The following is a 23,445-nucleotide window of genomic DNA, read 5'->3' as shown; positions in this document are numbered from 1 at the left end:
GGCAATCAACACGTACCCCCTGTCGTGCTTCGATGTCGCACTCCTGTCATTCGAAGCAAGAACGCGGTTGCCAGGTTGATCATCAGCAACAGCGCCACCAGCACGCACGCCGTTGCGTACGCCCTCGCCCCTCCGCCCGGAACATTCATCGCGAGATCATAGATGTGTACGCTCAACGAGCGTCCGGAATCAAGAAGCGATTCGGGTGAACGAGCGACGTATCCCGACGTGAACAAGAGGGCCGCGGTTTCCGCCAAGGCGCGTCCGATACTCAGAACGACCCCTGCGGCAAGCGCCGGCATGGCGACCGGCAATACCACGCGAAAAAGGATGGTGGTACGTTTCATTCCCAAAGCGGCAGCCGCGTATTGATACTCGGCTGGGACAGCCCGGAGTGCCTGTTCGGATGTGCGGATCAGTATCGGCAGCACCATGCATGCCAGCGTCAATCCGCCAGAAAGAATCGAATAGCCCAATCCCAGCGTTATCGCAAAGAACGCGTTCCCGAACAGCCCGAACACGATGGACGGAACTCCCGCCAGCACGTCCAGCGATCGGCGCACGTTGCATGCGAACCCTGTTTCCTGCCCGATTCGCTCGGTCAACGCGATTGCCGTGCCGAAGGAAAGTGGGATCGACACGACCAAACAAACCAGCAGGATCAGCCCGGTCGAAAGAATGATGGGACCAATTCCGCCCTCCCGACCTGCGTTCTGCATGTCGCTGATCAAGAATCCAAAATCGATTTCAGCGAGCCCTCGAACGGCAATGTCAGTCAGGATCCAAATCAGCAAACCAATCACGGACATCGCGGCGGTCCAGACCGCAACCGTGACGCAGACTTCGCGCCGGTGGTGCCGAACGCCGATCACCCTGGATGTTGCGGTTCCGCTATCGTTCACGCTTGATGCCCCCTCCGATGCGAGATCAAAAGCACGATGCAACTGACTACAAGCATCAGCATCAAGCCGCTGACAAATAGCACGGACCGATGCCCCGCCGTAGCGTATCCCAACTCCAAGGCGATGTTCGCATTGAGCGTTCGGCCCGGAGAAAGTAGCGACGAAGGCATTTCGACGATATTGCCCGCAAGCATGAGCACCGCCATTGTTTCGCCAAACGCTCGCGTGAGGGCCAACATGATTCCGCTGCCGATGCCGCGGCGGGCGCCGGGCAAAACGACCCATCCAATGATTGCTGATCGCCCCATCCCCAAGGCCGCAGCTCCCTGAATCCACGGGCGCGGCAGCGCAGCGATTGCTGCGTCCGATAAGAGTGCCACCGTTGGCAAAACCATCAGCCCGAGAACGATCGTTGCCGTGAAGAGGTTTTGGCCACTTCCGCCGAACGTGGCGACGATCGGCGCCAATACCATCAATCCCCACAAGCCAAAGACGACCGATGGAATTCCAGCCAAGAGCTCTATGAGCCTGCGATGCCAGACTGCCAACCGGTGTGGAGCGTAAAAATTGACGAAGACTGCCGAGGCAATGCCCAGCGGCGCGGCGATCAGAATCGCTCCCGCGCTGGTCACAAGAGTTGCCACGATCATGGGTGTCAGATTGAATTGGCTCGAAAGCGGATGCCAACTCTCGTCGGTAAAAAAACGAGACAAACCCAATTGCCGCAGTGCCGGTGCTGCCTCTCGCAGCAGAAAACCAATGATCAGCAGGACGATTGCAGCCGAAATCGCCGCCAGGGTGCGAGTGACAATCGTCAGGGATCGATCACTTCGCAATGTCAGACCCTTTCGTTATGGGAACGAAATACTGAGACTTGACCAGGTCATGGACGTCGGCGGATTGGCAAAATTGAATGAATTCCATGGCCAGCTGGGAGGAAGGATCGGCCGTGACCAAGTTCAGCGGGCGGCTCATCGGAAAGGCTCCGCTAGCCACGTTGACCGTCTTTGCCTCCACGCCATCGAGCGGCAATAGGCGAATCGGTACACCGGATTCGATATCTGCTTCGGCGGTGCCAATGGAAACGTAGCCGATGGCACCTTCCGTTCCAGCGACAGTTTTGATGGCGTGTTCGTTTTCGCCAACAATGACATCGCTCTTCACGCTGGGATTGTCGATCCCGAAATGTTTCAGGAAAACTTCGAGCGTTGCACGTCCTTCCGCTTTGTGAACGACAGTGATCTTCTTGTCATCCCCTCCGACGTCCTGCCAGTTGTTGGATTTGTCCGTGTAGATCGCGATGATCTGATCGGGAGACAATTCCGCGATCGAATTGGACTGATGAACAATCAGCCCCACCCCATCGGCGGCAATCTGGTGGGCCGTGAGATCAGTTTCATCGGATGCGAGACGCCGGCTTGCCATGCCGATATCCGCCACGCCCCGGCGTACATCCGCGATCCCCTTTCCGCTACCTCCAGTCTGAACATCGATTCGGACCTTCGAGTGTTGCCGCTCGAACCGCTTGGCAATCTCGGCAGCCAGCGGAGCAACCGTGCTGGACCCAGTGAGTGTGAGTTGTCCGGAGAGTTCGTTGGAGTTGCTATTCGTCGACGGGGATGATGTGCAACCGGCGAGCGTCAGACACAGCAATACGAAGGACATGGACAGAAAGTACTTCATCGGACGGAGGCCTGTTGGTCGGTATCGAAGACCCATACCCGGAGTGCTGCTTGCGTGCCATCGCGTTCGAATTCGTCTCTGCAAAGCATTTCGCGGGTACGCGCGTTCCTTCCAAGTAACAAACGGGGATGCAAATAAAAAAGAGCTTGAGGCTTTGGCGTGGATAGTCTCTGCGAGCGAACCGAGTAGGAGCATCAAGAGAACGAAATCTTGCAACAGCCGAGGTCAACCGAACGGCCTTTGCGACGAGCCAATAACTCCGGCGCAAGTGCATACACCGCATAACGGCCCTGTCTGGTGCGCGTCACCAGCTTTGCTTCACGAAGAGCTTTCAAGTGATGGGATAGCAGCGTCGATTCCACACCGAGTGTCTCGTTGATCTCCGTCACAGTGGAGGGGCCATCGAGCAGACGCTCCACAACCCCCAATCGAGTGTCATCCGCGAGCACTTTGAGAACGCTCGCGCAGCTGAAGTCGTCTTCGCCGCGCTCTCTCAGGACCTGAAAGGGAGATTTCATTTAAAATCGCATCAATAAGTGTTCAATTGAGTTTTTATTCAAATGGCGGCGTCAGCCCGCGTCAAGGGGGCGAGCGTTTCCGACGCAATTGCAGCAGTCTTCAACAAAAATTCTCTTGGCTGTGAAGAAAAGGGAGGCGGACGCATCCAAATCGTTCACGCTTCCTTTTAACGAGAGTCGAGCGTCAATGATGGGAGGATTGTCGCTGTTCCCCATTCGTCTCGCTTTCGTGATGCCATGATTCGCTTTCTTGATGTCGGCGGCGAAGGCCGGTTTCGCCAGGCTGTGAATCTGAACCCGAGTTCGGTTCAGACGCTTGGTCCGGGAAAGGGCCTGCCGATTCCGCGCCGATTGTCCGGTCGTGCTGACGCAATCCCACTGCCAGCGAAGAGCGTCCAAGTCCTGTTGATGGAGCGAACGCCGCTGCTTCGTTCGGCCGTTCTCGAGTTCCGGCGCGTCGTTGTCGACGGAGGGTTCATCATTCTTCGCCACCACTGGGGCCTCGCCGACCCGCATCGCGTTGCGAAACCATTACTGGGACAACCGCTATCGACGGCTCTGACAAAGATTGGCCATCAGAGTGTTACGCAGACCGTGTTTCGCAACGCCCCGGTGGAACACGACGCTGTTGTTCGCGAGCAGACGTGGAGCCACTTCCGGGGCTCAGGCTGACCGCTTGTTCATTCGTTTTGAACAGCTTCATTGGTCGGCTTGAAATGCAGGGTACCTCCAACGACCGGCAGGCTCAGGTGGGTTTGCTGGAGATCGATTGTGAGCTTGGTGCCCGGTGTGGGGTGCAACGTGTAGTCACGGTCGCTCGAAAAGATCATCAAGCCGATCTGCTGCCCTTTGGCAATCACCTGATCATCAGGTTGCAGGTCGAATTCTACGTCGTAGAACTGACCGGGCACCAACGGTTCGCTTTCACGCATCGATTTGGTGTTCTGCGGGTCCGCCCATCCGCGCGTGATGATGTTGTCGGTGATCGTTGCGTTGTTTTTCGTGTTCCAAGGCAGTGAAACCAGCCAAACACTCAAGTTCGCTGCCGGACGATCACAAGCCATTCTCAGCTTCACCCGTGGGGTTCCGGACAGATGAACCGCTTCGCTCAATTCCGGCGTGGTGTAGATCAATCGATGGTCCGTGAACTCCGCTTGGGCGAGCGATTCGCCTGAGAAAGAAAAGTTGTCAACAAGCGTTTCCGTGCTCGGTTCCTCGATCGGAACCATCTGCAGGCGACCTCGCTGGGGAGAGCCTGAAACCGGATAAACCAGGACATCCTTCGCCCAGGGGTGCGGGTAATCCGGATACTCCGTCGGCTTCTCCCGTTCATCGTTCTCCCGAACAATCCACGACTTCGAGTCGTTTTCGACGCCGTTGTCCTCGCCGTACAAGTAATGGGTGAACCATCGATTCATCATGCTGATCGGCGGAGGTCCTCCGTGTCCACCTTGGTGCATGTACAGTTGAGCTTGAACACCGTTGTTCCGGAGAGCTTGGTAGATGCGGATGCTGTGTTCTGGAACCACATTCCAATCGTTGAAGGCGTGCGCCATCAGCACCGCGCAATTCACGCCATCAATTCGGTTGAGGTAGTCGCGGGATTGCCAGAAGTCGTTGTAGTCACCAGTCGCCCGGTCTTGGTTGCCTTGCATCAATTCGTCGCGAACGTTGCAATCACAATAGGCCTGCGTCTGTTCGTCGCCGCCGCTGTGAATGAAGTCGTACAGAACATCGATGTCTTCACCGAGGTATCCGCCAGGATGGCGAACCAAGCCGTTGGATCGGTAATAGTGGTAGTACGAGGTGTTGGGAGCCACGGGAATGATCACTTCCAGCCCAGGCACACCTGTCGTTGCCGCCGCCAGAGGGATCGTTCCGTTGTAGCTGGTCCCGGTCATGCCGACTTTTCCCGATGACCAATAAGCCTCCACGGGTTCTCCTCCCACGGGTTCGGTGAACCCCTTGCCCCGCCCGCACAACCAATCGATCACGGCTTTGGGCGCGAGCGCCTCCGGGTTGCCACCGACCGTTGGGCACCCTTGCGATAAACCGGTTCCAGGGGCACTGGAATGAACGACAATGAAACCACGCGGAAGCCAGTCTTTCACATGGCGTTTCGAGATGATGGGACGCGTTCCCTTTCTTTCAACCGCTGGCGCGGCCGATCGTTGCGGGGGCTCGGCACCCAGCTCTTGCCGCGGGTCCCAGAAATACGATTCGTCACCACCCGCCGTGCCGGCGAAGTAGGGGCTTGAGTTGTAGATCACCGGGAGCTTCAGCGACTGCGTATCGGTCTGGGTCGGCCGTGTGACGCTGACGTGCATCCGATCCAGCATGTCATCGCCATCCGAATCGAACTCGGTCTCCACCCAAAGGTCATGTCGGATCCAGTAGTCGGAGTCCTCCAGTTCCTTGATGATCTGTGCCTCCCCTTCCTCGATGACGGGGATTTTGACTTCAGCCGCCTTGGACGGTGGACTTAAGAAAAGAAAAAGGCCAGAAACGGGAATCCAGAGTCGATTCATTTGTGCAGATGCAGAGGTGGAATCGGGTAAAGAATTGAACAGCTTAGTTGGACAGAACCACTTTCATGCAAAAACACCGTGGTTTGCAGTTTTGGTGGAAGGAAATGTTCATTCGCCCCCTTCAGGTCCCCGCCGAAGCGGGGCCTGGCCGCCCGGGTCACGATTTCACCGGGCGCGTTCTAAGATTCGCGATCATCCATCTTTTCCCGACGGTCCGATGTACTCTTTCGCGATGACGACGTTGTCGAAGTACACCACATTCTCCGACTGTTTCGTCCAGCGATCGGTCACGTAGCTTTCCAACGTCAGTGCGTTCGCAAACAGCGTTGGGCTGGTGCGCCAATTGAATCCTTTCCAATGCCCGCGCAGTTCACCGTCAATCCAGAAAGCTTGCTCCCCATCGTTTTGCCCCGGCGTATTGTGTCGAATCATGAATTCGACGCAGATCCAGCTACCACGCTGAATGTTGGGTTGCGATTCCGGTCGAAATCCGTTGCCCCAGTACTTCCCGTCGGGGCTTTCGTTCATCGTGTGCCAATAGGAATAGAAATTCCAGCGACCCGGTGGGGGCCACCGGCCCCAATTGCCCCACGGTTCGATTGCGGTTGAGAAGCGTTCGTCGCCATCGGGCAGCTCTCCGGCTCCACCAAACCCACTCCAGCGGTCGCCGCCCTGAAGCGATTTGTTCGCTCGCAGGGTGCAGAAGTGATGGACGTAGTCACAGTCCTTGTCGAACTTGGTGTAGAACCGAATGAAAAGTCGATCGGCGGATTCGAACCACTTGGTGAAACCGCCGCCCGTGTTTTCGCCCAGGGTCGCAGTCACTTTCAGCGATCGCTCCCCCAGCAGGCTTGGGTTTTGAGACGTTTGGCTGGCAGACTCGTGAACGTACGCGAGCGAGTCACCACGGTTGCTGGTGTCGTCCCACTTCGCCCCCAGTTCTCCGGACTCGAAGTCGTCGGAAAAGATCACGGCCGAATGGTTGGCGATGTCTTGATCGCGGGAAAACTCTGCGGCGAATCCGTCGCCCGCGGGCAACGGGCTGTCGCTGATCACTTTGATCGGGGAGTCGGTCTGAGCCGTCGCCGGAACCATGGTTCCGAGGGTCAGCGCGATCCAAAACGCAGCCGGGCAGATCGGGGCAAGATCAGAAAGGCATTGCATGAGAGATTCCTTCGAATCGACGCGGAAGGCAAGGGGCCCGTGAATGTAATCCGAGTCGATCGCGCCTTGCAGCCAAACGGCGGGCCGTTGGCCCTCGATTTTCTTTATTTGCGGATGTCCCCAGCTCTGGCGGGCTGGGCTGAGCAAACCGCCGTACCTTCGGCCCGCGATCGCCCGACGAATGCGGTGTTTCGGGTCGGGGCAACGCCCCCGCGATTTATTCAGCCCTGCCCGGCAGGGCTGGGTGATGGTTCACCCATCAACCGGGAGGGCCGAGGGCCCGGCCGTTTGGCATGCTCAATTAGGACCCGGCCCCGAAAACTCGCGTTCAGAAAGCGACAGGGTCGTCTTCTCGCTTGCTGGACCGCCGCGTCGCTCGACTCAATCAACGGACGAGGCTGAGATGGACGATCGGTCATTCAGCGGCATAGTGATGACCAGCCCTGCCGTGCGGTCCCGATTGTCGGTGCGTCGCTTGACATGGCATTTCAAACATTGTGAACCCAGACGGATCGGACCGACGAATCGGTAGAGACCCTCCGTCGTTTGCTCCACAAACGGCTTTCCGGCCGCCAACGCCTTGACCGCGTCTTCCTCGAACTTCGTTTTGGCTTCGTGGTCAACGTTGACGACGTCTGTATTGACGATCAACCACTTCATTTTAACCTGGAACCGGTCGGCCATTTCGTGAAATACATCTTCAAGCGAGGCTGACGGAATTGCGTGCGCGTTGTCTTCATCGAAGAAATCTCGATGCATGATTTGCAAAGTGCCGTGGACGAGCTCGTGCAATAGTCTTGCCCGGGAACGAGCTTCGCTTGAGTTGGTCGGGTAGGTCTCTTCCGTTGCCGGAATGGCGGAGGGATCGTCGTCAGCCGATGTCCATGCGATACCGCACAGAATGGCGGTGAACACCAGCACCGTTCGAACGTTCATCAAAGGGTCTCCTGTTGCTCGTTGGCCGGTGCGTTCTCGGCGCATTTTTTACAGTCAAGCCGGAATCCGATCATGGAACGTCGTCCCCGCTCGGACCGTACCCACTCCCGACGTACCATCGGCGGGTCATGTCGCACGTGTTGGTTGTGCCCACACCGAAGCTGAGCCACCCAGTGACCTTCTTCGTCGAGGTGGTAACCAACGATCGGCTGACAGAAATCACTGCGGGACATTGTCATGTTGCGTTTTCACAAAGCGGAATGATCGGGTTTGTGGAATCGACCAAGTCCTGAATGGTCACGCTGGCAAACGCGCGTTCGGTGGCGGCGTAGGCGCGGTCGAGTTCGGCGTGCAACGGACAAAGTTCGGTATGCGTCTTGAGACCCAGCGGACATTGATCGATGCGCTCGATCGGCGCGACCGTATTGATGATTTCCAGAATCGTCAACTTGTCTGGGGCAATGACAAGCTCATAGCCACCGCCGGGACCGGGCCGAGACCTCACCAGGCCGGCGGCGCACAAGTCTTGCAGGACTCGGGCGAGATATCGGCGCGGCACTTGAGTTTGTTTTGAGAGCGTGTCGGCGGACCGGGGGCGATCAGGCTGTCCGCCCAAGCAGACAACCGAGCGCAGGGCGTATTCAGCGGTTTTGGAGATCATGGCTCGATTCGATGTTGGGAAACTTGCCCAAAAGTGCACCTTGACGTGCAGGTTTGTAAAGGTATACCTGTTGGTGCAGAAAGCAAGTCTCGTCTGTCCGTCTGCCGCCAGATTTCGCGATTCGGGATCGGATCTGGCGGCTGCTTGCTTCTAAAGCACGCCACAATCACTGACCGTCAAAGGGTTACCATGCTCAGCGAACAGACCATTCAAATCATCAAGCAGATCACGCCGGCAGTGGCCGCCAATGCGGAAACCATCACCTGCAAGTTCTACCAGCGGATGTTCTCGGGCAATCCCGAGGTGAAAGCGTATTTCAATCAGGCGCATCAACAGAGCGGACAGCAGCCGGCGGCTCTTGCCGGAGCGGTTTGTGCGTATTTCTCGAACATTGACAACTTGTCGGCGCTCGGTTCCGAAGTGGAATTGATTGCTCAAAAACACTGCTCCCTGGGTGTGAAGCCGGAACATTATCCGATTGTCGGCAAACACCTCCTCGATGCGATCAAGGACGTGATGGGCGACGCGGCGACCGAGGAGATACTGACCGCGGTTAGCGAGGCGTATGGAGTTTTAGCGGACGTCTGCATTGGCCGCGAACGCGAGATTTATGAGCACCTCGAATCGCAGACCGGCGGTTGGAACGGTCGACGGGATTTTGTCGTGGATCGCAAGGTTGTTGAAAGCGAGATCGTCACCTCGTTTTACCTTAAGCCCGACGACGGAGGCGAATTGCCGGCCTTCCTGCCGGGGCAATACATTACCGTTCACATCGATCATCCCACCACTCCGACGTCGCCGCGAAATTACAGCCTTTCCGATCGGCCGGGGATGAACCACTTCCGGCTGAGCATCAAGCGCGAAACCGCCCCAGCTGCGGGGACACCGGATGGTTTGATTTCGAACCACCTGCACGACGACGTCAACGTCGGTGACGTCGTGGCCCTGGGGCCGCCATGTGGAGAGTTTGTGATCGATCCGGCATCGCCGCCGCAACGCCCGGTGGTGTTTCTTGCAGGCGGGATTGGGGTGACGCCGCTTCTGTCGATGGCAAAGTCGTTGGTGGCGACCAATTTGACGACGCCCCTGTTCTTCCTCCAGGCGGCCCGAAACAGTTCGGTGCATGCATTGAAAGACGAGGTCCGTGGTCTTGCCGAGGGCAAAACGCCCGTGGTGACGCGCGTCATCTACGACACTCCGTTGGCCGGCGATCTGACTTCCGGCAAGTGCGAGGATGTCGGTCTGATCAACCGAGACTATCTCGCCAAGCATACGCCGATCGCCGACGCGGAGTACTATTTCTGCGGACCAAAACCGTTCATGCTTGCGATTGAAACCGCGCTCAATGAGTTGGGTGTCGATGTCGCCCGTCAGCACTGCGAATTCTTTGGGCCGAAGCAACCCTTGGTCGCGGTGTGAAGTCGAAAGAGCCTGGGTGCCAATGCCGGTGCCCAGCGCGCTGACGCGTGGGCTGATGTCGCCCATTGTTGATGAACGGACCGATTGAACGTTTCATGCCCAGCGGGCTTTCCCGTTGGTTATGAGCTCGATTTCGCGGCCTTGAGTAGCAGGAGCAGCATCTTTGTCGGTCGAATCGCTGTGATGCTGTGCGGCACGTTTGCCTGCAAATGATAGAAGCTGTTGGCTGACGCTTTCGACGCATGATCGCCAACGGTCACCTCCGCTTCGCCATCGATAAAGTGCATGATCGCGGGAACCGACGCGGTGTGCTCGGACAATTCTTGCCCGGCATCAAATCCGAACAACACGACCTTCAGGCCGCCGTCCTGATGCAGAGTTCTACTGATGGTGCCGCCTTCTTGAATCACGACTTCAGCAGCCAGATCGACGAAGCAATTCGATAACGCGCTCACGGACTCACCTGCAAAATCTGTTCGAATTCTTGACGGTCGTAGCATCGCATCGAAAGCGTCCGCACGTTTCCACCCTTTTCAAGATTGAGAAGCAGGGAGGCTCCGGTCAACTCGTCTGGTGCTTCAAAAACGACACAACCGTCGTACTGCCCCACGGTCCATGTTTGTGAGAGCAGCTTGCCTCCAGCGTTGCGGACGGATTCAGCAAACACCGAGGCGCGTTGGACCGAATCGCCGATGTCGCGAACACCTTGGTCCGTAAGAGTTATCAAGGTCAGATATCGAATCATGGATTCCTCCGCATCGGACGCGATGAGTAAGGTGGCGATCAGATCTGGGACGGATGGGACTTGGTATCGCTAGAGAATCTGTCGCTGCATGAGGGCCTCGAACTACGCAAACCGGATCCGGGATGGCTCGAGGGGGTGGCGGGCAATGCAGTAAAAACTAGCTCGAACCACATTTCCTGCTCCCGAATGTATGTCTCACGCGGCGTGGGCAAGCCAAAAAGCAAGCGAATCTTTCCGTGCCGAGCTGGCCGTGTGGCTCAATCCGGAGAGTCGCCCGTTGGTATTCGGTTGCGAATAATCTTCGTGGTGGGATCACCTGGCATGATCGTGTCGCACCAGGTTTCATTTTCAAAGACATAGCGGATCTGAATCGCGTGGGCTTCACCGGCGAAAAAGGCGCGTTTGGCTCCGGCAAGCTTGACGGCTCCGTCGGTGTTGCTTGATCTCAGTTGGACATGTTCAACGATTGCCCCGTCACGCAAATCGTCGAACAGCTGCAGCACTTGGTCTTTTGACCACTCCGCTTGAAGGATCTCCGGAAGGGATTTGTTGAGATCAAGGTTGTCCAGATTGAGTTTCTCGAGGTTCATGCGTGAGGCAATCCAGGGCGTCGGAACGCGGGCATCAACAAAATGGCGTTTTCGGGAGCCGGGCAGACGTAGCGACAGACACCACAGCCTGTGCAGTGATCCTCATTCACCGTCGGCTTGCCATCCACGACCATGATAGCATCGTCCACGGGGCAGCGCTCACTGCAAACGGTGCACGTGGTGTGGTGATGGGCCAGGCAAAGATGTTCGGTCACCCGAGCGGTTCCCATGATCGGCGCGATGGAATCAATCAACACACCAGGCCCACAGGAAGCGATGCAGGGAAAGTCGTGACACATCCGGCAAGCCGAAGAGTCCGCCACAATGACCGGTGTGCCCGCGATGTTTCCCAGGCGGTCGGGGGCCTTGGTGATCGCATCGTAGGGGCAGGCATTGATGCAGTCGCCACATCGGGTGCAGCCGGCAAGAAACTGAAATTCATCGATAGCGCCGGGCGGGCGATGCACCGGAACGGATCGGGCGACTGGCTTGCTGCCCAGGTCGGTCGGCGGGACCGGTTCGATGCTGATGCCGGCAATGGTCAGTGGTTTTTGCCGCGGCGGTTCTTCACGGTTCGAAAGTGGCAGACGCGTGACAAGCGGTGGATAACGTGACGGAGGGATGAGCTTCCACAGGCGAGCCTGCAACAGATCTCTGCGACTGGCCGAAGTCGGTCGCGCCCGAAATCGACGGGATAGCGCGATGACGACAAGGCGGATAGCCCGGGCAAGGATGTGTCGAGGCGAGGAGGAATTCCACGCTTCCTTTTGCTCTGCAGCGGGGCGGCTTGCGGGAGAGTTTTTCAAATCAACGCCCTTTTTTCGTTGCAACCTCCAGCGGTGGCAGCATTGGCACCGCATCAGTTGTTGGCATCTGGTCGAGGATCGCCGACGGCGCGTGGCACTGGGTGCAGTTGGTCCGCCAAGGGTGAGTCGACTCCAGGCCGGCCCAACCGTAGGGGCCTCCGTGGCATGCGTGGCAGTTCTCGCGCATCCATCGCGAATGGGGGATGGTCGGCGGCGCGCCCGGGTAGGCTCGCTCGCCCTCCTGAGGTGCGGGGATTCCGACGAAATCGGAGTCGACCGAAGCATCGACATTTTGGAACGGCGCGGGCGCCATCGGGGCGTGGCACTGAACGCAATTCCCCAAGAAGGGATGTGACATCACGCTTGCTTTCAGGCCAGCCATCTTGACGCCGTGATGATGACACGCGTAGCAAGCCGCGTCGGTCGTGTTCTCAACCGGGTGGGGAATGATCGGTGGTGCGCCGTTGAAAGCTCGACGCGAGGCTCGCAACTTGCTCGACGCCTCCTTTTCCTTTTCGCTGGGTTCGATCTTAGCGTACAGATCGTAAACGGGCTGCGGTAGCGTTTGCGGTACGGCTTGCCACGTTTTGGTTGGCCCCATCGAAGTGCTGGCAATTTCAGCGTAGGTCACCGCGGGGATCAACTTGGGGTTCGCTTCGATTGCCCGTTTGTCGAACTTTGCAACCAACGCCGTCTGGTCCATGCCGTCCGGTTGCGGCACCCCATCCATGATGCCAACGAAATAACCGATCACCGCGACCGCGATCACGCAGGAAAAGAAGATGGGTGCCCACCGCTGGATCATTGCTGCACCTCCGCCACGCTCTTGGCAGCCATCTTCACCACCCGAGCCGCACACTTCTTGTAATCGGGCTGTTTGCTGAAGGGGTCATGGAGTTCCAGCGTGCAACGGTTGATGAGTTTTGTTTCATCGAAGAACGGAACAAAGATTGTCCCCCGCGGCGGACGTCCGCGGCCGTCGATCCAAACCGGCAATTCGCAGCTTCCGCGGCGTGACTCGATCAAGACCGTTTCACCTTGGCGAATATTGGCGGCTTTGGCGTCGTCCGCATGCATTTCCACGTAGGCCGTCGGCATGGCTCGATTCAGGGGAGCCAGTCGCCGCGTCATTGTGCCGGTGTGCCAATGTTCCAGAACACGTCCGGTGCACAGCCAGTACGGGAATTCGTCGTCAGGCTGTTCCGGCGGCGGGGCGTAATCGTGGAACCAGATTTGCGCGCGTCCGTCTTCGGTTGAGGAATGGTAAAAATCAAAGTCTTGACCTTCGCTGACAAACGGATCGTCGAACGCGGCAAAGCGAAACCGTGTTTCTCGCCAAGAGCCGTCGTCCTGTTCCACCACGGGCCAGCGCAACCCTCGAGCCTTGACGTATTCGTCGTAGGGGGCGAGGTTTTTATGTTTCATCGTGGTGAACTGACGGTACTCCTCAAACAGATGCTTATCAACATTGGTGTCGTAATAGTGCTCGAACTCCCAAATCGGGATTTCGTTTCCCTCGTCATCTTTGACCGCAAAGATAAACTCGCCGTCCTGATCTCTCATTCCCTCGTGGCCCATCTCGAACAACTTGTGGGCAACGGCAATTGTCATCCAGCAATCGTCACGAGCTTCCCCAGGGGGATCGACCATCTTGAACCACTGCTGGGTGCGTCGTTCACTGTTGCCGAACACTCCGTTCTTTTCGACCCACATGGCGGCCGGAAGAATCAAGTCGGCGAGTTGCGTCGTGGCGGTCGGGTAGACTTCGCTGACGATCAGGAACTTGTCTTCCAGGTTCTTCTTGTCATTGAAAAGCGCATTGAGATTCGGAAGGGTTTGGCCGGGATTGGTGACTTGCACGAACAGGGTCGTGATGTCGCCGCCTTCGGAAGTCGGCTTGGTGAATTGTTCAAACATCTTCACCGTGTGGTAGCCGGGCGTCTCATTGATGCTGCCGGGCTTCAGGTTCCAATAGCCTTCACATTGTTGGCGATGCTCTGGCTTGGCGACCAACCGCCCCCCGGGTAGCGCGTGCGCGAGTGTGCCTACCTCGCGAACCGTTCCGCACGCCGAAGGCTGGCCAGTGAGGCTGGTCGGCGCGTCTCCGGGACGGCCAAAATGACCGGACAATAAATGCACCCCGTGGACGAGCGAATTAATCGCCGTGCCCATCGTGTGTTGATTCATTCCCATGCACCACAAGCTCGTGATGCGGATGCCAGGATTGCCAAAAAGGTCAGCCAGCATCCGAATCTTATCGGCCGGGATTCCGGAAAGCTGCTCGACGTGCCCCGGCGTGTACTTGGCAATTCGTTTGCGGAACTCGGTTTCGCTGATCTGTTCGCCCTGCAATGTCGGTTTCACCGCCTCCGCTCCGCGGAAATTGCAGTGCTTTTCGACGAATGACTTGTCGTAATTGTCGTTTTCGATCAGCAAGTGCATGATGCCCAAGGCGATTGCGACGTCGCCGTGCGGCTTCATTTCCAGATACTCGTTGGCGGCGTCGGTCGTGCGGGTACGCCGTGTGCCGATGTCGATGATCGTCACCTGTTCGCCGCGCGAGCGCCGGTCGGTGACGCGCGAGAACAGCACCGGATGCATCTCCGCGGGGTTGTTTCCCCACGTGATCAGAATGTCGCACTCGTCGAGGTCCTGGTAGCAGCCTGCCGGTTCGTCGACGCCGTAGGTGGCGATAAATCCCGTCACGGCCGACGCCATGCACAGGCGGGCGTTGGGATCGATGTGGTTGTTGCCCAGCCCGCCCTTCATGAACTTCTGCGCGGCGTAGCCTTCGGGAATCGTCCATTGCCCGCTGCCGTAGAACGCGAAGGTTTCGGGCGAGTCCAAGATGCGTTGGGCGATGATTTCGATTGCTTCATCCCAGCCGATCTCGGTCAGTTTACCTTGTTTGCGAAGCAGCGGCTTCGTCAGGCGATCTTTGCCGTACAAGATGCCGCCGACGTGATAGCCTTTGACGCACAATAAGCCTTTATTGACATCAGCGGCTTTGTCGCCGGCAATCGCAACGACACGGCCGGCTTCAACGCCGACTTGCACATGGCAGCCCGTGCCGCAGAATCGACAGGGGGCCTTGTTCCAGACCAGGCCGTCGCCGGTGGGTAAATCGTCAACGGCTTGATCGGCGTGAACGATCGGCAAGGACCCGTTGCTCGTGACCAACGATCCCGCCGCAGCCATCGCTGCGGACTTCAAGAAACGGCGACGTTTGGAATCCATCATGTCTGGTTCCTGATTGGATTGTTGTTCTCGAGTTCGTTATCTTCATCAAATGCGACCAGCGCGACGGCCAAGTCAATGACCCCGGTCAACGCGCGGATCGCATTCCAGATCTCTTGATCTCGTCGTTTGGATTTCGACTCGATCACAATCGCCAGCTTATTGCCGGCGGCCTGACCCATCTCAATTTCGGAGACGTGCCGCAGGAATTCAATCGCTTCCGGTTGGTCGTGGACCGCGGAATCAAAGGTGATGACGAGTCCGCTGATGGGCACGGTGGTTGGTATCCGAAAAGGCTGGGAATTCAGGAAGACGAGGTTTCGTGAATCTGTACGCAAATGTATATATTGGGGCGTGTCGGGAAAACCTCGTTTGAGACAGAAAACAATGTCGCGAATCGCCTTTCTGTTTTTCGCCGGATTCGTTTGCGTGATTTTGGTGGTGTCGGTGATCGAGGTACCCCGCTCCGAAAGCCGGAGTCTTCTTCATAGCAGCCCCCGCAATGCATCTCAAGTTTCACCGACGCTCCGCACCGAATTGCGCAGCGAAGGATCAGGCAGCGAAGGATCAGGCAGCGAAGGATCAGGCAGCGAAGGATCAGGCAGCGAAGGATCAGGCAGCGAAGGATCAGGCAGCGAAGGATCAGGCAGCGAAGGATCAGGCAGCGAAGGATCAGGCGGTGGCGGATCACCGGGCGCTTCGGGTGACGAGACGTATCGCGTCGTCGTTCGTCAACCAGACGGTCCACCCCGGATCGAGATGGATGGGGTCGACCCGCAAGGACGCACCGGCAGCGTGGCCTGTTCGACCTGTCACGCTGTTCGCAAGGCGAATCTTCAGAACGTCTCGGCGGATACCTTGGATGAATTTCATCAAGGGATGGTGTTCAGCCACGGCAAGATCGCGTGCTACGCCTGTCACCACCCTGAGGCGTCGGATGAACTTCGCCTGGCGGACGGCACATCGGTCGCCTATGAAGACGTCATGGATCTTTGCTCTCAGTGTCACGGGCCACAGGCGACCGCGTTCGCCCACGGTGCTCATGGGGGCATGAACGGCTACTGGGATTTGACGCGGGGCCCACAGTTGAAGAACAATTGCATCGATTGCCACGATCCGCACTCACCGGCTTTTCCAAAGATGATCGTTGGGTTCAAGCCGAAAGATCGCTTTGCGGGAACCGATCACGGAGCTCCGGAGCGACAAGGAGTTGACATCCATGACCACGACTGAAAGCGGTTCATCCGACCCGGACCAGCGTAACCGGTCGCTACCCGTTATTGAAAACTTTTCGCGTCGCGCCGCGGTGAAGGGGGCCTTTGCGACACTCGGAGCCGGCGCGTTCGTCGCTGCGGTCTCACCCCTGCGACAGGCTTCGAAGAATTCTTCGGCGGCCGAGTTCCTGCAAACACATTACACCGAACTGTCGCCGGAGCAGAAAGAAGGCGTCCTGGCTCGATTGGAAGCCGAAGCGAAAGAAGAATACGACGCAGACGTCACGATCGCGGATGATCGACCCATCCCCGGCACCAAGTTTGTCTACGCGATCAACTTGAGCGTTTGTAACGGCAACGGGAAATGTGTCGAAGCGTGCCACAAAGAGAACAATCACGATCGCGACACGAACCAGTCATACATTCGCGTGCTGGAAATGCCGAAAGGCACCCTGGACATGGAGCAGGGGACGACCTCCTATTCAGGCGTCGTACCGAAAGGGGACAAGTTTTACCTTCCGGTCCAGTGCCAGCAATGTGACGAGCCGCCGTGTGTCGACGTCTGTCCGGTCAAGGCGACCTGGAAAGAAGAAGACGGGATTGTGGTTGTGGACTACAACTGGTGCATTGGCTGCCGGTATTGCGAAGCGGCCTGTCCCTATCACGCCCGCCGTTTCAATTGGAAAAAGCCGGAGGTGCCGGCCGACGAAGTCAATCCCGATCAGAGCTACTTGAGCAATCGGATCCGTCCCACCGGCGTTGTCGAGAAATGCACGTACTGCCTCCACCGAACGCGTCGCGGCAGATTGCCGGCATGCCTGGAAGCGTGTCCCACCGGTGCCCGTGTCTTCGGCAACATTCTTGATCCAAGCTCGAACATCCGTTGGATTCTGGAAAACAAACGCGTCTACATCCTGAAAGAAGAACTCGGCACCAAGCCGGCATTCTTTTACTACTTCGATTGATCGCATGAGCAGCATCACCGCAGCGACGGAGAATCGATCCCACGTCTCGAGCTATCCCAAGTTCATCGGGCGCTCCTTGTGGTTGGCGACGGAGGGATCGTTCGCGTTTTACGCTTGGATGACGATGCTGACGGCCGTGTTTCTGGTGGGCGCTAACGCGTGGGCGAACCAAGTTGCCGGCGGCATGATCGGGACGAATATGACCGATCAGGTCAGCTGGGGGCTCTACATTGCCAACTTCACTTTCATGGTGGGACTGGCGGCCGGAGGTGTGATGATGGTGATTCCGGCGTACTTGTATCACGACCGGAAGATGCACGACGTGGTCATTATCGGCGAATTGCTGGCGATCGCGGCGATCGTGATGTGTCTGATGTTCGTCGTCGCCGACCTGGGCCGCCCCGACCGGTTCTGGCACCTGTTTCCGATTATTGGCAAGTTCAACTTTCCGATTTCAATGCTGACCTGGGATGTCATCGTCTTGAACGGCTACCTGCTGTTGAATCTGCACATCTGCGGCTACTTGCTTTACATGCGGTTCCTCGGCCGCGAGCCAAATCCGGCGTGGTACATCCCCTTCGTGATGGTCTCAATCGTGTGGGCAATCTCGATCCACACCGTCACCGCGTTCCTGTATTGCGGTCTGGGCGGACGGCCGTTCTGGAACACGGCACTGCTGGCCCCGCGTTTTCTCGCCTCGGCCTTCGTCTCCGGGCCCGCCTTCATCATCGTCGCGATGGTTCTGATCAAGAAGCTGGCAGGCGTCGGTGGCCTGGACCAACCAATTGCGACATTGACGAAGATCATTCGCGTCACGATTTTGGTGAACCTGTTGATGGTCGCATCTGAATTGTTCACCGAATTCTACACCGGGGGCAGTCACGTCAGCGCCGCGAAATACCTGTTCTTTGGCCTGCACGGAAAGACCGCGCTCGTCCCCTGGACGTGGACGGCAATCGGTTTGAACGTTACGGCGGCGCTGCTTTTCCTGTGGCCCGGCTTGCTGCAATTTCGCCGGCGTCCGTTGTTGATCGCGGCATGCTGCATGGCGTTTGTGGGGGCGTGGATCGAGAAAGGCATGGGCTTGATCATTCCGGGATTCGTGCCTAGCACGCTGCACGAGATCGTTGAATACATTCCTAGCCAACTTGAATGGAAGGTGACCGTCGGCATCTGGGCCTTCGGGCTGATGATTTTCACGATCGCAATCAAGACGGCTCTGCCCACTCTGAAGCAACCCGCTGATCGCTGACGGGCGCGCACGGTGGCCGAGATGTCAGGGAACGACGGCAGTCGGAACGAGATCGTGTCCTGAAATGCTTTGGTCCATTTTCTATCGGGAGAGCCAGTTGTGAATGTCGCTATCATTGGTGGTGGGGTTGCCGGATTGGCGACCGCGATTTCTCTCGATCAGCTGGGAATGTCGGTTGCTCTCTACGAGCGGCGAAGTTCCGTGCGCCACCTTGGGGCGGGCGTCATCTGCTGGCCCAACGCATCGTTTGTCCTGGAGCAGCTTGGCATGCTGGAAGAGCTGCGATCGGTTGCGGGAAGAGTCTCCGCGATGCGTCGGCGATCGAAGGACGGACAAGAGCTTGGGCTGCTCAACATTGCGAGGATTGACGAAGCGATTGGTTATCCGAGTCTGTCTGTCTTGCGGTCCAACCTGATGCAGACGCTCTTGCGGCGGGTCACGAGCCGCGAGATCCCCGTCCAATATGGGGCCCACGCTGTTTCGATCGAGCGTGGTCCATCCGGTCTGAAAGTTCGATTCGCTGACGGGACCGCGATCACGTGCGAGATCGTTGTCGGAGCGGACGGAAGGATGGAATCGATTGCCCGTCAGTTTGTGGCGCCAGGTACTCGTCCCGTCTTTCAGGGATTCACCAACTGGATTGGAATTCACCGTTTCGAGCGGCCGCGATTCCACCAAATGGAGATCCTCGATTATTGGGGAGTCGGTGCGCGCTTCGGAATCGTCCCCGTCTCCGAGAACACGGCATACTGGGCGGGAGGTGTTGCTTCCACAACCTGCCATTCAGAGTGTGACGGCCAACGCTTGGATCAACTGAGAAACGTTTTCGATGGTTGGCCGTCAGCAATTTCCGAGGTGATCGCTAACGCGTCAGAGTCGAATGTTCGACATTTGCCGCTGTACGATCACGACTCGGTGTCGACCTGGCATCGGGATAACGTGATCATGATCGGTGATGCGGCCCATGCCGCCCTGCCAACATCCGGGCAGGGCGTCGCGCAAGCGTTGGAAGACGCCTGGTGGTTGGCTCGGGAATTTGCTGCTGCTCCGTGCAGCCCCGAGACCGCCATGGCAGCGTTCACGCGGAGGCGGCTGGAAAAAACAACCCGAATCATGCAGGCGGGACGACAGCTCGCAAAGACGTTGTTTTCGAGTGATCCCGACATATGCGAACGACGTGACCGGCAGGCCGAGCAAACCGACTACGCAAACATGGCATCGGGAATGGCCGCGGCGTGGAGTGCCGGACTGCCTCTCGAATCAAATTGATTCGGTTGGTTCCGTTGCCGGAAAGCCCGTGCCGCCCTGGCGACGCTATTGAGAGCGGTCAGCCGACCCGCAGCCCGTCATTTCAACTGGCTGACAAAATGACTCGCGAACGGTTTCTCCGGTTTGGATGCCGATTGGGTAGCATTCTTCACGATCGAGCAAAATTTTTTTCGAGGCAGCTGATTTTCTTGAAGAAACCATCGGCCGGGGCATCAAATTGGATGTAGAAAATTCGTTTCCTCGGAGGCCGATGTTATGGCACCCCACCCATGCCAATCCGTCCAAGACCAGTTGTCCGCTTATCTGGACGGAGAGCTCGGAACCGCGGAACGTCATCAGATCGAGGAACATCTGAGCCAGTGCCCCGCATGCGACGCTGAATGGCAAAGCTTTCGCCAACTGGGCCAGTTGTTTCGAGAATCGGTGCCAGCCGAGACGCCGCCCCCGTGGGAGTCGGTCGAAAGTCGAATGCTGCCCCGCAGGTTACCAGCTGGACCCTGGTGGTGGAGCACGACCACCGCGGCCGCGGCGGCGATTGCCGCTTTGCTGCTGGTCGCGGTTGGCTTCTGGGCGAGCGCCCCGAAGAACCAGCGGGACAGAATTGCCCAACCGTCCGAAGCGGGCCAGGACGAGGAGACGTCGATGGCCGGCATGGCGATGAACGCGGAGCACATGCTGGAGTTTCAGCGGACGATGAACGACTATGTCGCGAAACTCTCCTCCGATCCGGACCAGGCGGAGCGATTCTTGCTGACGAAATATGACGGCCAGGCTGTGTCGCCCGATCAGGCCGAGGCACTCGTCGGATACCAACCCCTGATCTCTCGTGGACTCCCGGGCGGGTACGAACTGGCGTCCTCCAGCGTGGTGGAAATGCCCTGCTGCACCTGTTTCAAGGCCGTGTGCCGGCGCAGCGACGGATCGACGCTGGTGCTTTTCGAGCACGATGACGACGCAGCGGGCTGGTTCGGAGATCGCAATCGCAGCATGGCGACGTGTGGGGACAAAGACTGTTGCTTGATCGAACTTGATTCCAACATTGCTGCGACCTGGAAGGAGGGCAGCCGCAGCATCACCGCGGTGGGGGCGCGCGATCAAGGCGAAGTGACGATGTTGGTCAATGCGTTGAAGCGGTCGTAGGGTTTCCCGGAACCGGAATGCACCGAGGCTCCCAAGGTTCCACTCAAAGAATCAGATAACGGTTGGAAATGATGCGCAACTTTATCCGTGAACATCGAAACAAGCTTTGGGCCGTCCAGTCGTTGCTGCTGGTTCTGCTCGGATTCATCGCGGCCTGGTGGATCAAGCCTTCCGAATCCCACACGGCCGTCAATTCGTCGAAAACGGAAGCTTCTGCGTTGAGCAAACCGACCATCTGGACGTGCTCGATGCACCCGCAGATTCGGCGCAGTGGTCCGGGCGACTGCCCGATCTGCGGAATGGATCTGGTGCCCGTCAAAGAGTCCGCCGGCGGAGTACGGACAATTTCGATCAGCAACGATGTCAAGAAGTTGATGAACGTCGAAGTCACGCCGGTGGTTCGCAAGTACGTACCTGCCAAGGTCCGCATGGTGGGCAAGATCTCCTATGACGAGACGCGGTTGGCGCACATCACCGCATGGGTTCCCGGTCGGTTGGAACGCATGTTCGTTGACTTTACCGGAATCGAAGTCAATGAAGGCGACCACATGGTCGAGATCTACAGCGAGCAACTTTACACCGCCCAGCAAGAACTCCTCGCGGCGCTCGACCGGGACCAGCCGCGTCCGTCGTCGCGATTTATCGAACCACTCAATTTGCTGGAGTCGGCACGGGAAAAGTTGCGGCGGCTGGGTTTGACACCGGAGCAGATTCAAGAAATCGAACAGCGTGGGACCGCCTCGGAAACCGTCACCATCAATTCTCCGGTTGGCGGCGTCGTTGTTCAGAAGCTGCGTCAGGAAGGGGATCGTGTCCAAACGGGTGATCGAATCTACTCGGTCGCGGACTTGACCCACCTGTGGGTGATGCTGGATGCCTACGAATCCGACCTGACCTGGTTGCGATACGGCCAAGACGTTGAGTTCACCACCGAGGCGTATCCTGGCGAAACGTTTCACGGTCGCATCGCGTTCATCGACCCGATCTTGAACGAAACGACACGGACGGTCAAAGTCCGCGTGAACGTCGACAATTCCGACAGCCGCCTCAAGCCGGAGATGTTTGTCCGCGCGGTGGTACGATCACAGGTGGCCGCCGGCGGACGCGTCCTGGACCCGGCCCTCGCCGGTAAGTGGATCAGTCCGATGCACCCGGAGATTGTCAAGGATCAGCCAGGCACCTGCGACATTTGCGGCATGCCGCTCGTTCGTGCGGAGTCGTTGGGGTACGTCACCGCGGAGCCGAAGGAATCCGCCAAGCCGCTGGTCGTTCCAACCTCGGCCGTCTTGCTGACGGGGACCCGCGCGATCGTGTACGTCCAAGTCCCGGGAGCGGAAAAACCAACCTACGAAGGTCGAGAAATCGTCGTCGGCCCGCGGGCAGGGGACTTCTACTTGGTCAAATCGGGACTTTCTGAGGGCGATCTGGTCGTCACCAACGGAAACTTCAAGTTGGACAGCGCCCTGCAGATCGCCGCCAAACCATCCATGATGACTCCGCAGGGCGGTGGGGGCGGCGGACATCATCACGGCGGCATGAAGGAATCCGGCGGTGAAACAATGTCGGCGATGTCTGGCCATGCGGCACATCTGCCCCCGAAAAGCAAACAGGAGATTCAGGCCGTGCTTGACGCCTATGGTTCTATCCGATCGGCCATCGCAGAATCAGAGCTGCCGACCATCCGACAGTCATTCGCCGAGTTCGGCAACCGAGTGACCGATGTTTCGGCGAAACCGATGCAGGGTGACGCGGGGGCGATGTGGCAAGAGATTTCGATGCTGCTTCACAACGATTCCATCGAAGGTGCCGACGTCGCTTCCTTGGAAGAGGCGGATCGCGTCTATCAGTTGACTCGGCAGCATATCGATCAACTGAGCACGCAGTTCGGTTTTCCATCGCCCAGTGCCGAGCCCGAGATCCCTGTGCCGGCGGGCCTGGACGTGCCGGACGACGTAGCCAAGCAGATTGACAGTTTGCTTCCGCTGTATTTCCAACTCGCAGACGCTCTTGCCAGCGATGAAAACAAGGCGGCGACGTCGGTCGCGGCGCAGTTGCACGACCGAGTCGGTGCCTGGGAAATCGTCTCCCAGGAGTCGGAGGCTGGAAAACTCTGGAACGCAGAGAAACGCGATCTGTCCGAGATCATCGCCCGGCTGAACAAGGCAGCCGACATTGATGCGATGCGATCCGCGTTCGCGTTGTTGTCCGAGTCGATGATCTCGATTGAGCGAACTTTTGGATCTTCCGCTCAGCAGAAACTGTATCTGCTGCATTGCCCGATGGCCTTCGACGGTCGGGGGGCTTCCTGGTTGCAAACCGATGATGCTGTTCGCAATCCTTACTATGGCGCTTCGATGCTGAAGTGTGCCGACAAGGTCGAACAACTTCAGCCGAAACCGAAATCGACGCACTGACG

24 protein-coding genes are annotated in these 23,445 nt (G+C 58.0%); 7 read left to right on the top strand and 17 right to left on the bottom strand.

All coding sequences use genetic code 11. The features are described from left to right. Positions 1–5: 5 nt before the first annotated feature. The 10 genes from pstA to FYK55_RS23525 all read right to left on the bottom strand — a co-directional run bounded on the left by pstA (position 6) and on the right by FYK55_RS23525 (position 8,392). Positions 6–872: a phosphate ABC transporter permease PstA gene (pstA, locus tag FYK55_RS23570; RefSeq protein WP_261344965.1), complete on the bottom strand. Its 867-nt coding sequence runs from the start codon at positions 870–872 to the stop codon at positions 6–8. Positions 873–898: 26 nt separating this feature from the next. Continuing rightward, positions 899–1,738, bottom strand: a complete 840-nt coding sequence (pstC, locus tag FYK55_RS23565) for a phosphate ABC transporter permease subunit PstC (RefSeq protein WP_150079080.1) — start codon at positions 1,736–1,738, stop codon at positions 899–901. Further along, positions 1,728–2,585, bottom strand: a complete 858-nt coding sequence (locus FYK55_RS23560) for a phosphate ABC transporter substrate-binding protein (RefSeq protein ID WP_150079079.1) — start codon at positions 2,583–2,585, stop codon at positions 1,728–1,730. The genes pstC and FYK55_RS23560 overlap by 11 nt, the downstream gene beginning before the upstream one ends. 194 nt (positions 2,586–2,779) lie before the next feature. Then, positions 2,780–3,103, bottom strand: a complete 324-nt coding sequence (locus tag FYK55_RS23555; RefSeq protein ID WP_150079078.1) for an ArsR/SmtB family transcription factor — start codon at positions 3,101–3,103, stop codon at positions 2,780–2,782. Between the two features lie 51 nt (positions 3,104–3,154). Next, complete coding sequence (locus FYK55_RS23550) at positions 3,155–3,595, bottom strand: hypothetical protein (RefSeq protein WP_150079077.1); 441 nt, start codon at positions 3,593–3,595, stop codon at positions 3,155–3,157. Between the two features lie 188 nt (positions 3,596–3,783). Next, positions 3,784–5,631, bottom strand: coding sequence for a Xaa-Pro dipeptidyl-peptidase (locus FYK55_RS23545; protein ID WP_150079076.1), 1,848 nt, complete (start codon positions 5,629–5,631; stop codon positions 3,784–3,786). Between the two features lie 192 nt (positions 5,632–5,823). Then, positions 5,824–6,795 carry a hypothetical protein gene (locus FYK55_RS23540; RefSeq protein ID WP_150079075.1) on the bottom strand — a complete coding sequence of 324 codons (972 nt, stop codon included), beginning with the start codon at positions 6,793–6,795 and terminating at the stop codon, positions 5,824–5,826. A 381-nt stretch (positions 6,796–7,176) separates the two neighbouring features. Further along, entirely contained in the window at positions 7,177–7,731 is a 555-nt protein-coding gene (locus FYK55_RS23535; protein WP_150079074.1) for a c-type heme family protein, read from the bottom strand. After that, the gene (locus FYK55_RS23530; protein ID WP_235908934.1) at positions 7,731–7,964 is read right to left on the bottom strand and encodes a DUF3565 domain-containing protein; all 234 of its coding nucleotides are present in this window, start codon (positions 7,962–7,964) and stop codon (positions 7,731–7,733) included. Before FYK55_RS23530 ends, FYK55_RS23535 begins: the two co-directional genes overlap by 1 nt. Positions 7,965–7,966: 2 nt before the next feature. Continuing rightward, positions 7,967–8,392 (bottom strand): RrF2 family transcriptional regulator, encoded by a 426-nt coding sequence (locus FYK55_RS23525; RefSeq protein ID WP_150079072.1) that lies wholly within the window; start codon positions 8,390–8,392, stop codon positions 7,967–7,969. 165 nt (positions 8,393–8,557) lie between these two features. Between FYK55_RS23525 and hmpA the strand changes: the two genes are divergently transcribed. Next, positions 8,558–9,811 (top strand): NO-inducible flavohemoprotein, encoded by a 1,254-nt coding sequence (gene hmpA / locus FYK55_RS23520; protein WP_261344964.1) that lies wholly within the window; start codon positions 8,558–8,560, stop codon positions 9,809–9,811. Positions 9,812–9,930: 119 nt separating this feature from the next. Here hmpA and FYK55_RS23515 read toward each other — a convergent pair whose 3' ends face one another. The 7 genes from FYK55_RS23515 to FYK55_RS23485 all read right to left on the bottom strand — a co-directional run bounded on the left by FYK55_RS23515 (position 9,931) and on the right by FYK55_RS23485 (position 15,464). Further along, positions 9,931–10,266 carry a cupin domain-containing protein gene (locus tag FYK55_RS23515; protein ID WP_150079070.1) on the bottom strand — a complete coding sequence of 112 codons (336 nt, stop codon included), beginning with the start codon at positions 10,264–10,266 and terminating at the stop codon, positions 9,931–9,933. Further along, on the bottom strand, positions 10,263–10,556 hold the full coding sequence (locus FYK55_RS23510) for a GYD domain-containing protein (protein WP_150079069.1): 294 nt from the start codon (positions 10,554–10,556) through the stop codon (positions 10,263–10,265). The genes FYK55_RS23515 and FYK55_RS23510 overlap by 4 nt, the downstream gene beginning before the upstream one ends. 257 nt (positions 10,557–10,813) lie before the next feature. Beyond that, complete coding sequence (locus FYK55_RS23505) at positions 10,814–11,146, bottom strand: hypothetical protein (RefSeq protein ID WP_150079068.1); 333 nt, start codon at positions 11,144–11,146, stop codon at positions 10,814–10,816. Next, a complete protein-coding gene (locus tag FYK55_RS23500; protein WP_235908931.1) occupies positions 11,143–11,793 on the bottom strand; it encodes a 4Fe-4S dicluster domain-containing protein in 651 nt (216 codons plus the stop codon). Before FYK55_RS23500 ends, FYK55_RS23505 begins: the two co-directional genes overlap by 4 nt. Before the next feature lie 160 nt (positions 11,794–11,953). After that, entirely contained in the window at positions 11,954–12,757 is an 804-nt protein-coding gene (locus FYK55_RS23495) for a diheme cytochrome c precursor (RefSeq protein WP_150079066.1), read from the bottom strand. Then, complete coding sequence (locus tag FYK55_RS23490) at positions 12,754–15,192, bottom strand: molybdopterin-dependent oxidoreductase (RefSeq protein ID WP_150079065.1); 2,439 nt, start codon at positions 15,190–15,192, stop codon at positions 12,754–12,756. The genes FYK55_RS23495 and FYK55_RS23490 overlap by 4 nt, the downstream gene beginning before the upstream one ends. Continuing rightward, positions 15,189–15,464: a hypothetical protein gene (locus FYK55_RS23485; protein ID WP_150079064.1), complete on the bottom strand. Its 276-nt coding sequence runs from the start codon at positions 15,462–15,464 to the stop codon at positions 15,189–15,191. The genes FYK55_RS23490 and FYK55_RS23485 overlap by 4 nt, the downstream gene beginning before the upstream one ends. 112 nt (positions 15,465–15,576) lie before the next feature. Between FYK55_RS23485 and FYK55_RS29820 the strand changes: the two genes are divergently transcribed. The 6 genes from FYK55_RS29820 (at position 15,577) to FYK55_RS23455 (ending at position 23,443) form a co-directional block, all read left to right on the top strand. Continuing rightward, on the top strand, positions 15,577–16,422 hold the full coding sequence (locus tag FYK55_RS29820; RefSeq protein WP_150079063.1) for a cytochrome c3 family protein: 846 nt from the start codon (positions 15,577–15,579) through the stop codon (positions 16,420–16,422). Continuing rightward, entirely contained in the window at positions 16,409–17,368 is a 960-nt protein-coding gene (locus FYK55_RS23475) for a 4Fe-4S dicluster domain-containing protein (RefSeq protein ID WP_150079062.1), read from the top strand. Before FYK55_RS29820 ends, FYK55_RS23475 begins: the two co-directional genes overlap by 14 nt. A 4-nt stretch (positions 17,369–17,372) precedes the next feature. Beyond that, positions 17,373–18,620, top strand: a complete 1,248-nt coding sequence (gene dsrP / locus FYK55_RS23470) for a sulfate reduction electron transfer complex DsrMKJOP subunit DsrP (RefSeq protein WP_150079061.1) — start codon at positions 17,373–17,375, stop codon at positions 18,618–18,620. Between the two features lie 99 nt (positions 18,621–18,719). Beyond that, positions 18,720–19,889: an FAD-dependent oxidoreductase gene (locus tag FYK55_RS23465; RefSeq protein WP_150079060.1), complete on the top strand. Its 1,170-nt coding sequence runs from the start codon at positions 18,720–18,722 to the stop codon at positions 19,887–19,889. Positions 19,890–20,144: 255 nt separating this feature from the next. After that, entirely contained in the window at positions 20,145–21,029 is an 885-nt protein-coding gene (locus tag FYK55_RS23460; RefSeq protein ID WP_150079059.1) for an anti-sigma factor family protein, read from the top strand. Positions 21,030–21,100: 71 nt separating this feature from the next. Continuing rightward, complete coding sequence (locus FYK55_RS23455; RefSeq protein WP_150079096.1) at positions 21,101–23,443, top strand: efflux RND transporter periplasmic adaptor subunit; 2,343 nt, start codon at positions 21,101–21,103, stop codon at positions 23,441–23,443. The last annotated feature ends 2 nt before the right edge of the window (positions 23,444–23,445 follow it).

It is taken from the genome of Roseiconus nitratireducens (genome assembly GCF_008629675.1).
GTDB lineage: Bacteria > Planctomycetota > Planctomycetia > Pirellulales > Pirellulaceae > Stieleria > Stieleria nitratireducens.
The sequence above is the reverse complement of the archived record's forward strand: the minus strand, read 5'-3'. Positions and strand labels throughout refer to the sequence as shown.

Excerpts from the sequence above, each read along its gene's own strand:
- FYK55_RS23560 (WP_150079079.1), bottom strand. The coding sequence starts at position 2,585 with ATGAAGTACTTTCTGTCCATGTCCTTCGTATTGCTGTGTCTGACGCTC.
- FYK55_RS23555 (WP_150079078.1), bottom strand. The coding sequence starts at position 3,103 with ATGAAATCTCCCTTTCAGGTCCTGAGAGAGCGCGGCGAAGACGACTTC.
- FYK55_RS23545 (WP_150079076.1), bottom strand. The coding sequence starts at position 5,631 with ATGAATCGACTCTGGATTCCCGTTTCTGGCCTTTTTCTTTTCTTAAGT.
- FYK55_RS23540 (WP_150079075.1), bottom strand. The coding sequence starts at position 6,795 with ATGCAATGCCTTTCTGATCTTGCCCCGATCTGCCCGGCTGCGTTTTGG.
- FYK55_RS23535 (WP_150079074.1), bottom strand. The coding sequence starts at position 7,731 with ATGAACGTTCGAACGGTGCTGGTGTTCACCGCCATTCTGTGCGGTATC.
- FYK55_RS23530 (WP_235908934.1), bottom strand. The coding sequence starts at position 7,964 with ATGTCCCGCAGTGATTTCTGTCAGCCGATCGTTGGTTACCACCTCGAC.
- FYK55_RS23525 (WP_150079072.1), bottom strand. The coding sequence starts at position 8,392 with ATGATCTCCAAAACCGCTGAATACGCCCTGCGCTCGGTTGTCTGCTTG.
- FYK55_RS23510 (WP_150079069.1), bottom strand. The coding sequence starts at position 10,556 with ATGATTCGATATCTGACCTTGATAACTCTTACGGACCAAGGTGTTCGC.
- FYK55_RS23505 (WP_150079068.1), bottom strand. The coding sequence starts at position 11,146 with ATGAACCTCGAGAAACTCAATCTGGACAACCTTGATCTCAACAAATCC.
- FYK55_RS23495 (WP_150079066.1), bottom strand. The coding sequence starts at position 12,757 with ATGATCCAGCGGTGGGCACCCATCTTCTTTTCCTGCGTGATCGCGGTC.
- FYK55_RS23490 (WP_150079065.1), bottom strand. The coding sequence starts at position 15,192 with ATGATGGATTCCAAACGTCGCCGTTTCTTGAAGTCCGCAGCGATGGCT.
- FYK55_RS29820 (WP_150079063.1), top strand. The coding sequence starts at position 15,577 with ATGTCGCGAATCGCCTTTCTGTTTTTCGCCGGATTCGTTTGCGTGATT.
- FYK55_RS23475 (WP_150079062.1), top strand. The coding sequence starts at position 16,409 with ATGACCACGACTGAAAGCGGTTCATCCGACCCGGACCAGCGTAACCGG.
- dsrP (WP_150079061.1), top strand. The coding sequence starts at position 17,373 with ATGAGCAGCATCACCGCAGCGACGGAGAATCGATCCCACGTCTCGAGC.
- FYK55_RS23460 (WP_150079059.1), top strand. The coding sequence starts at position 20,145 with ATGGCACCCCACCCATGCCAATCCGTCCAAGACCAGTTGTCCGCTTAT.
- FYK55_RS23455 (WP_150079096.1), top strand. The coding sequence starts at position 21,101 with ATGCGCAACTTTATCCGTGAACATCGAAACAAGCTTTGGGCCGTCCAG.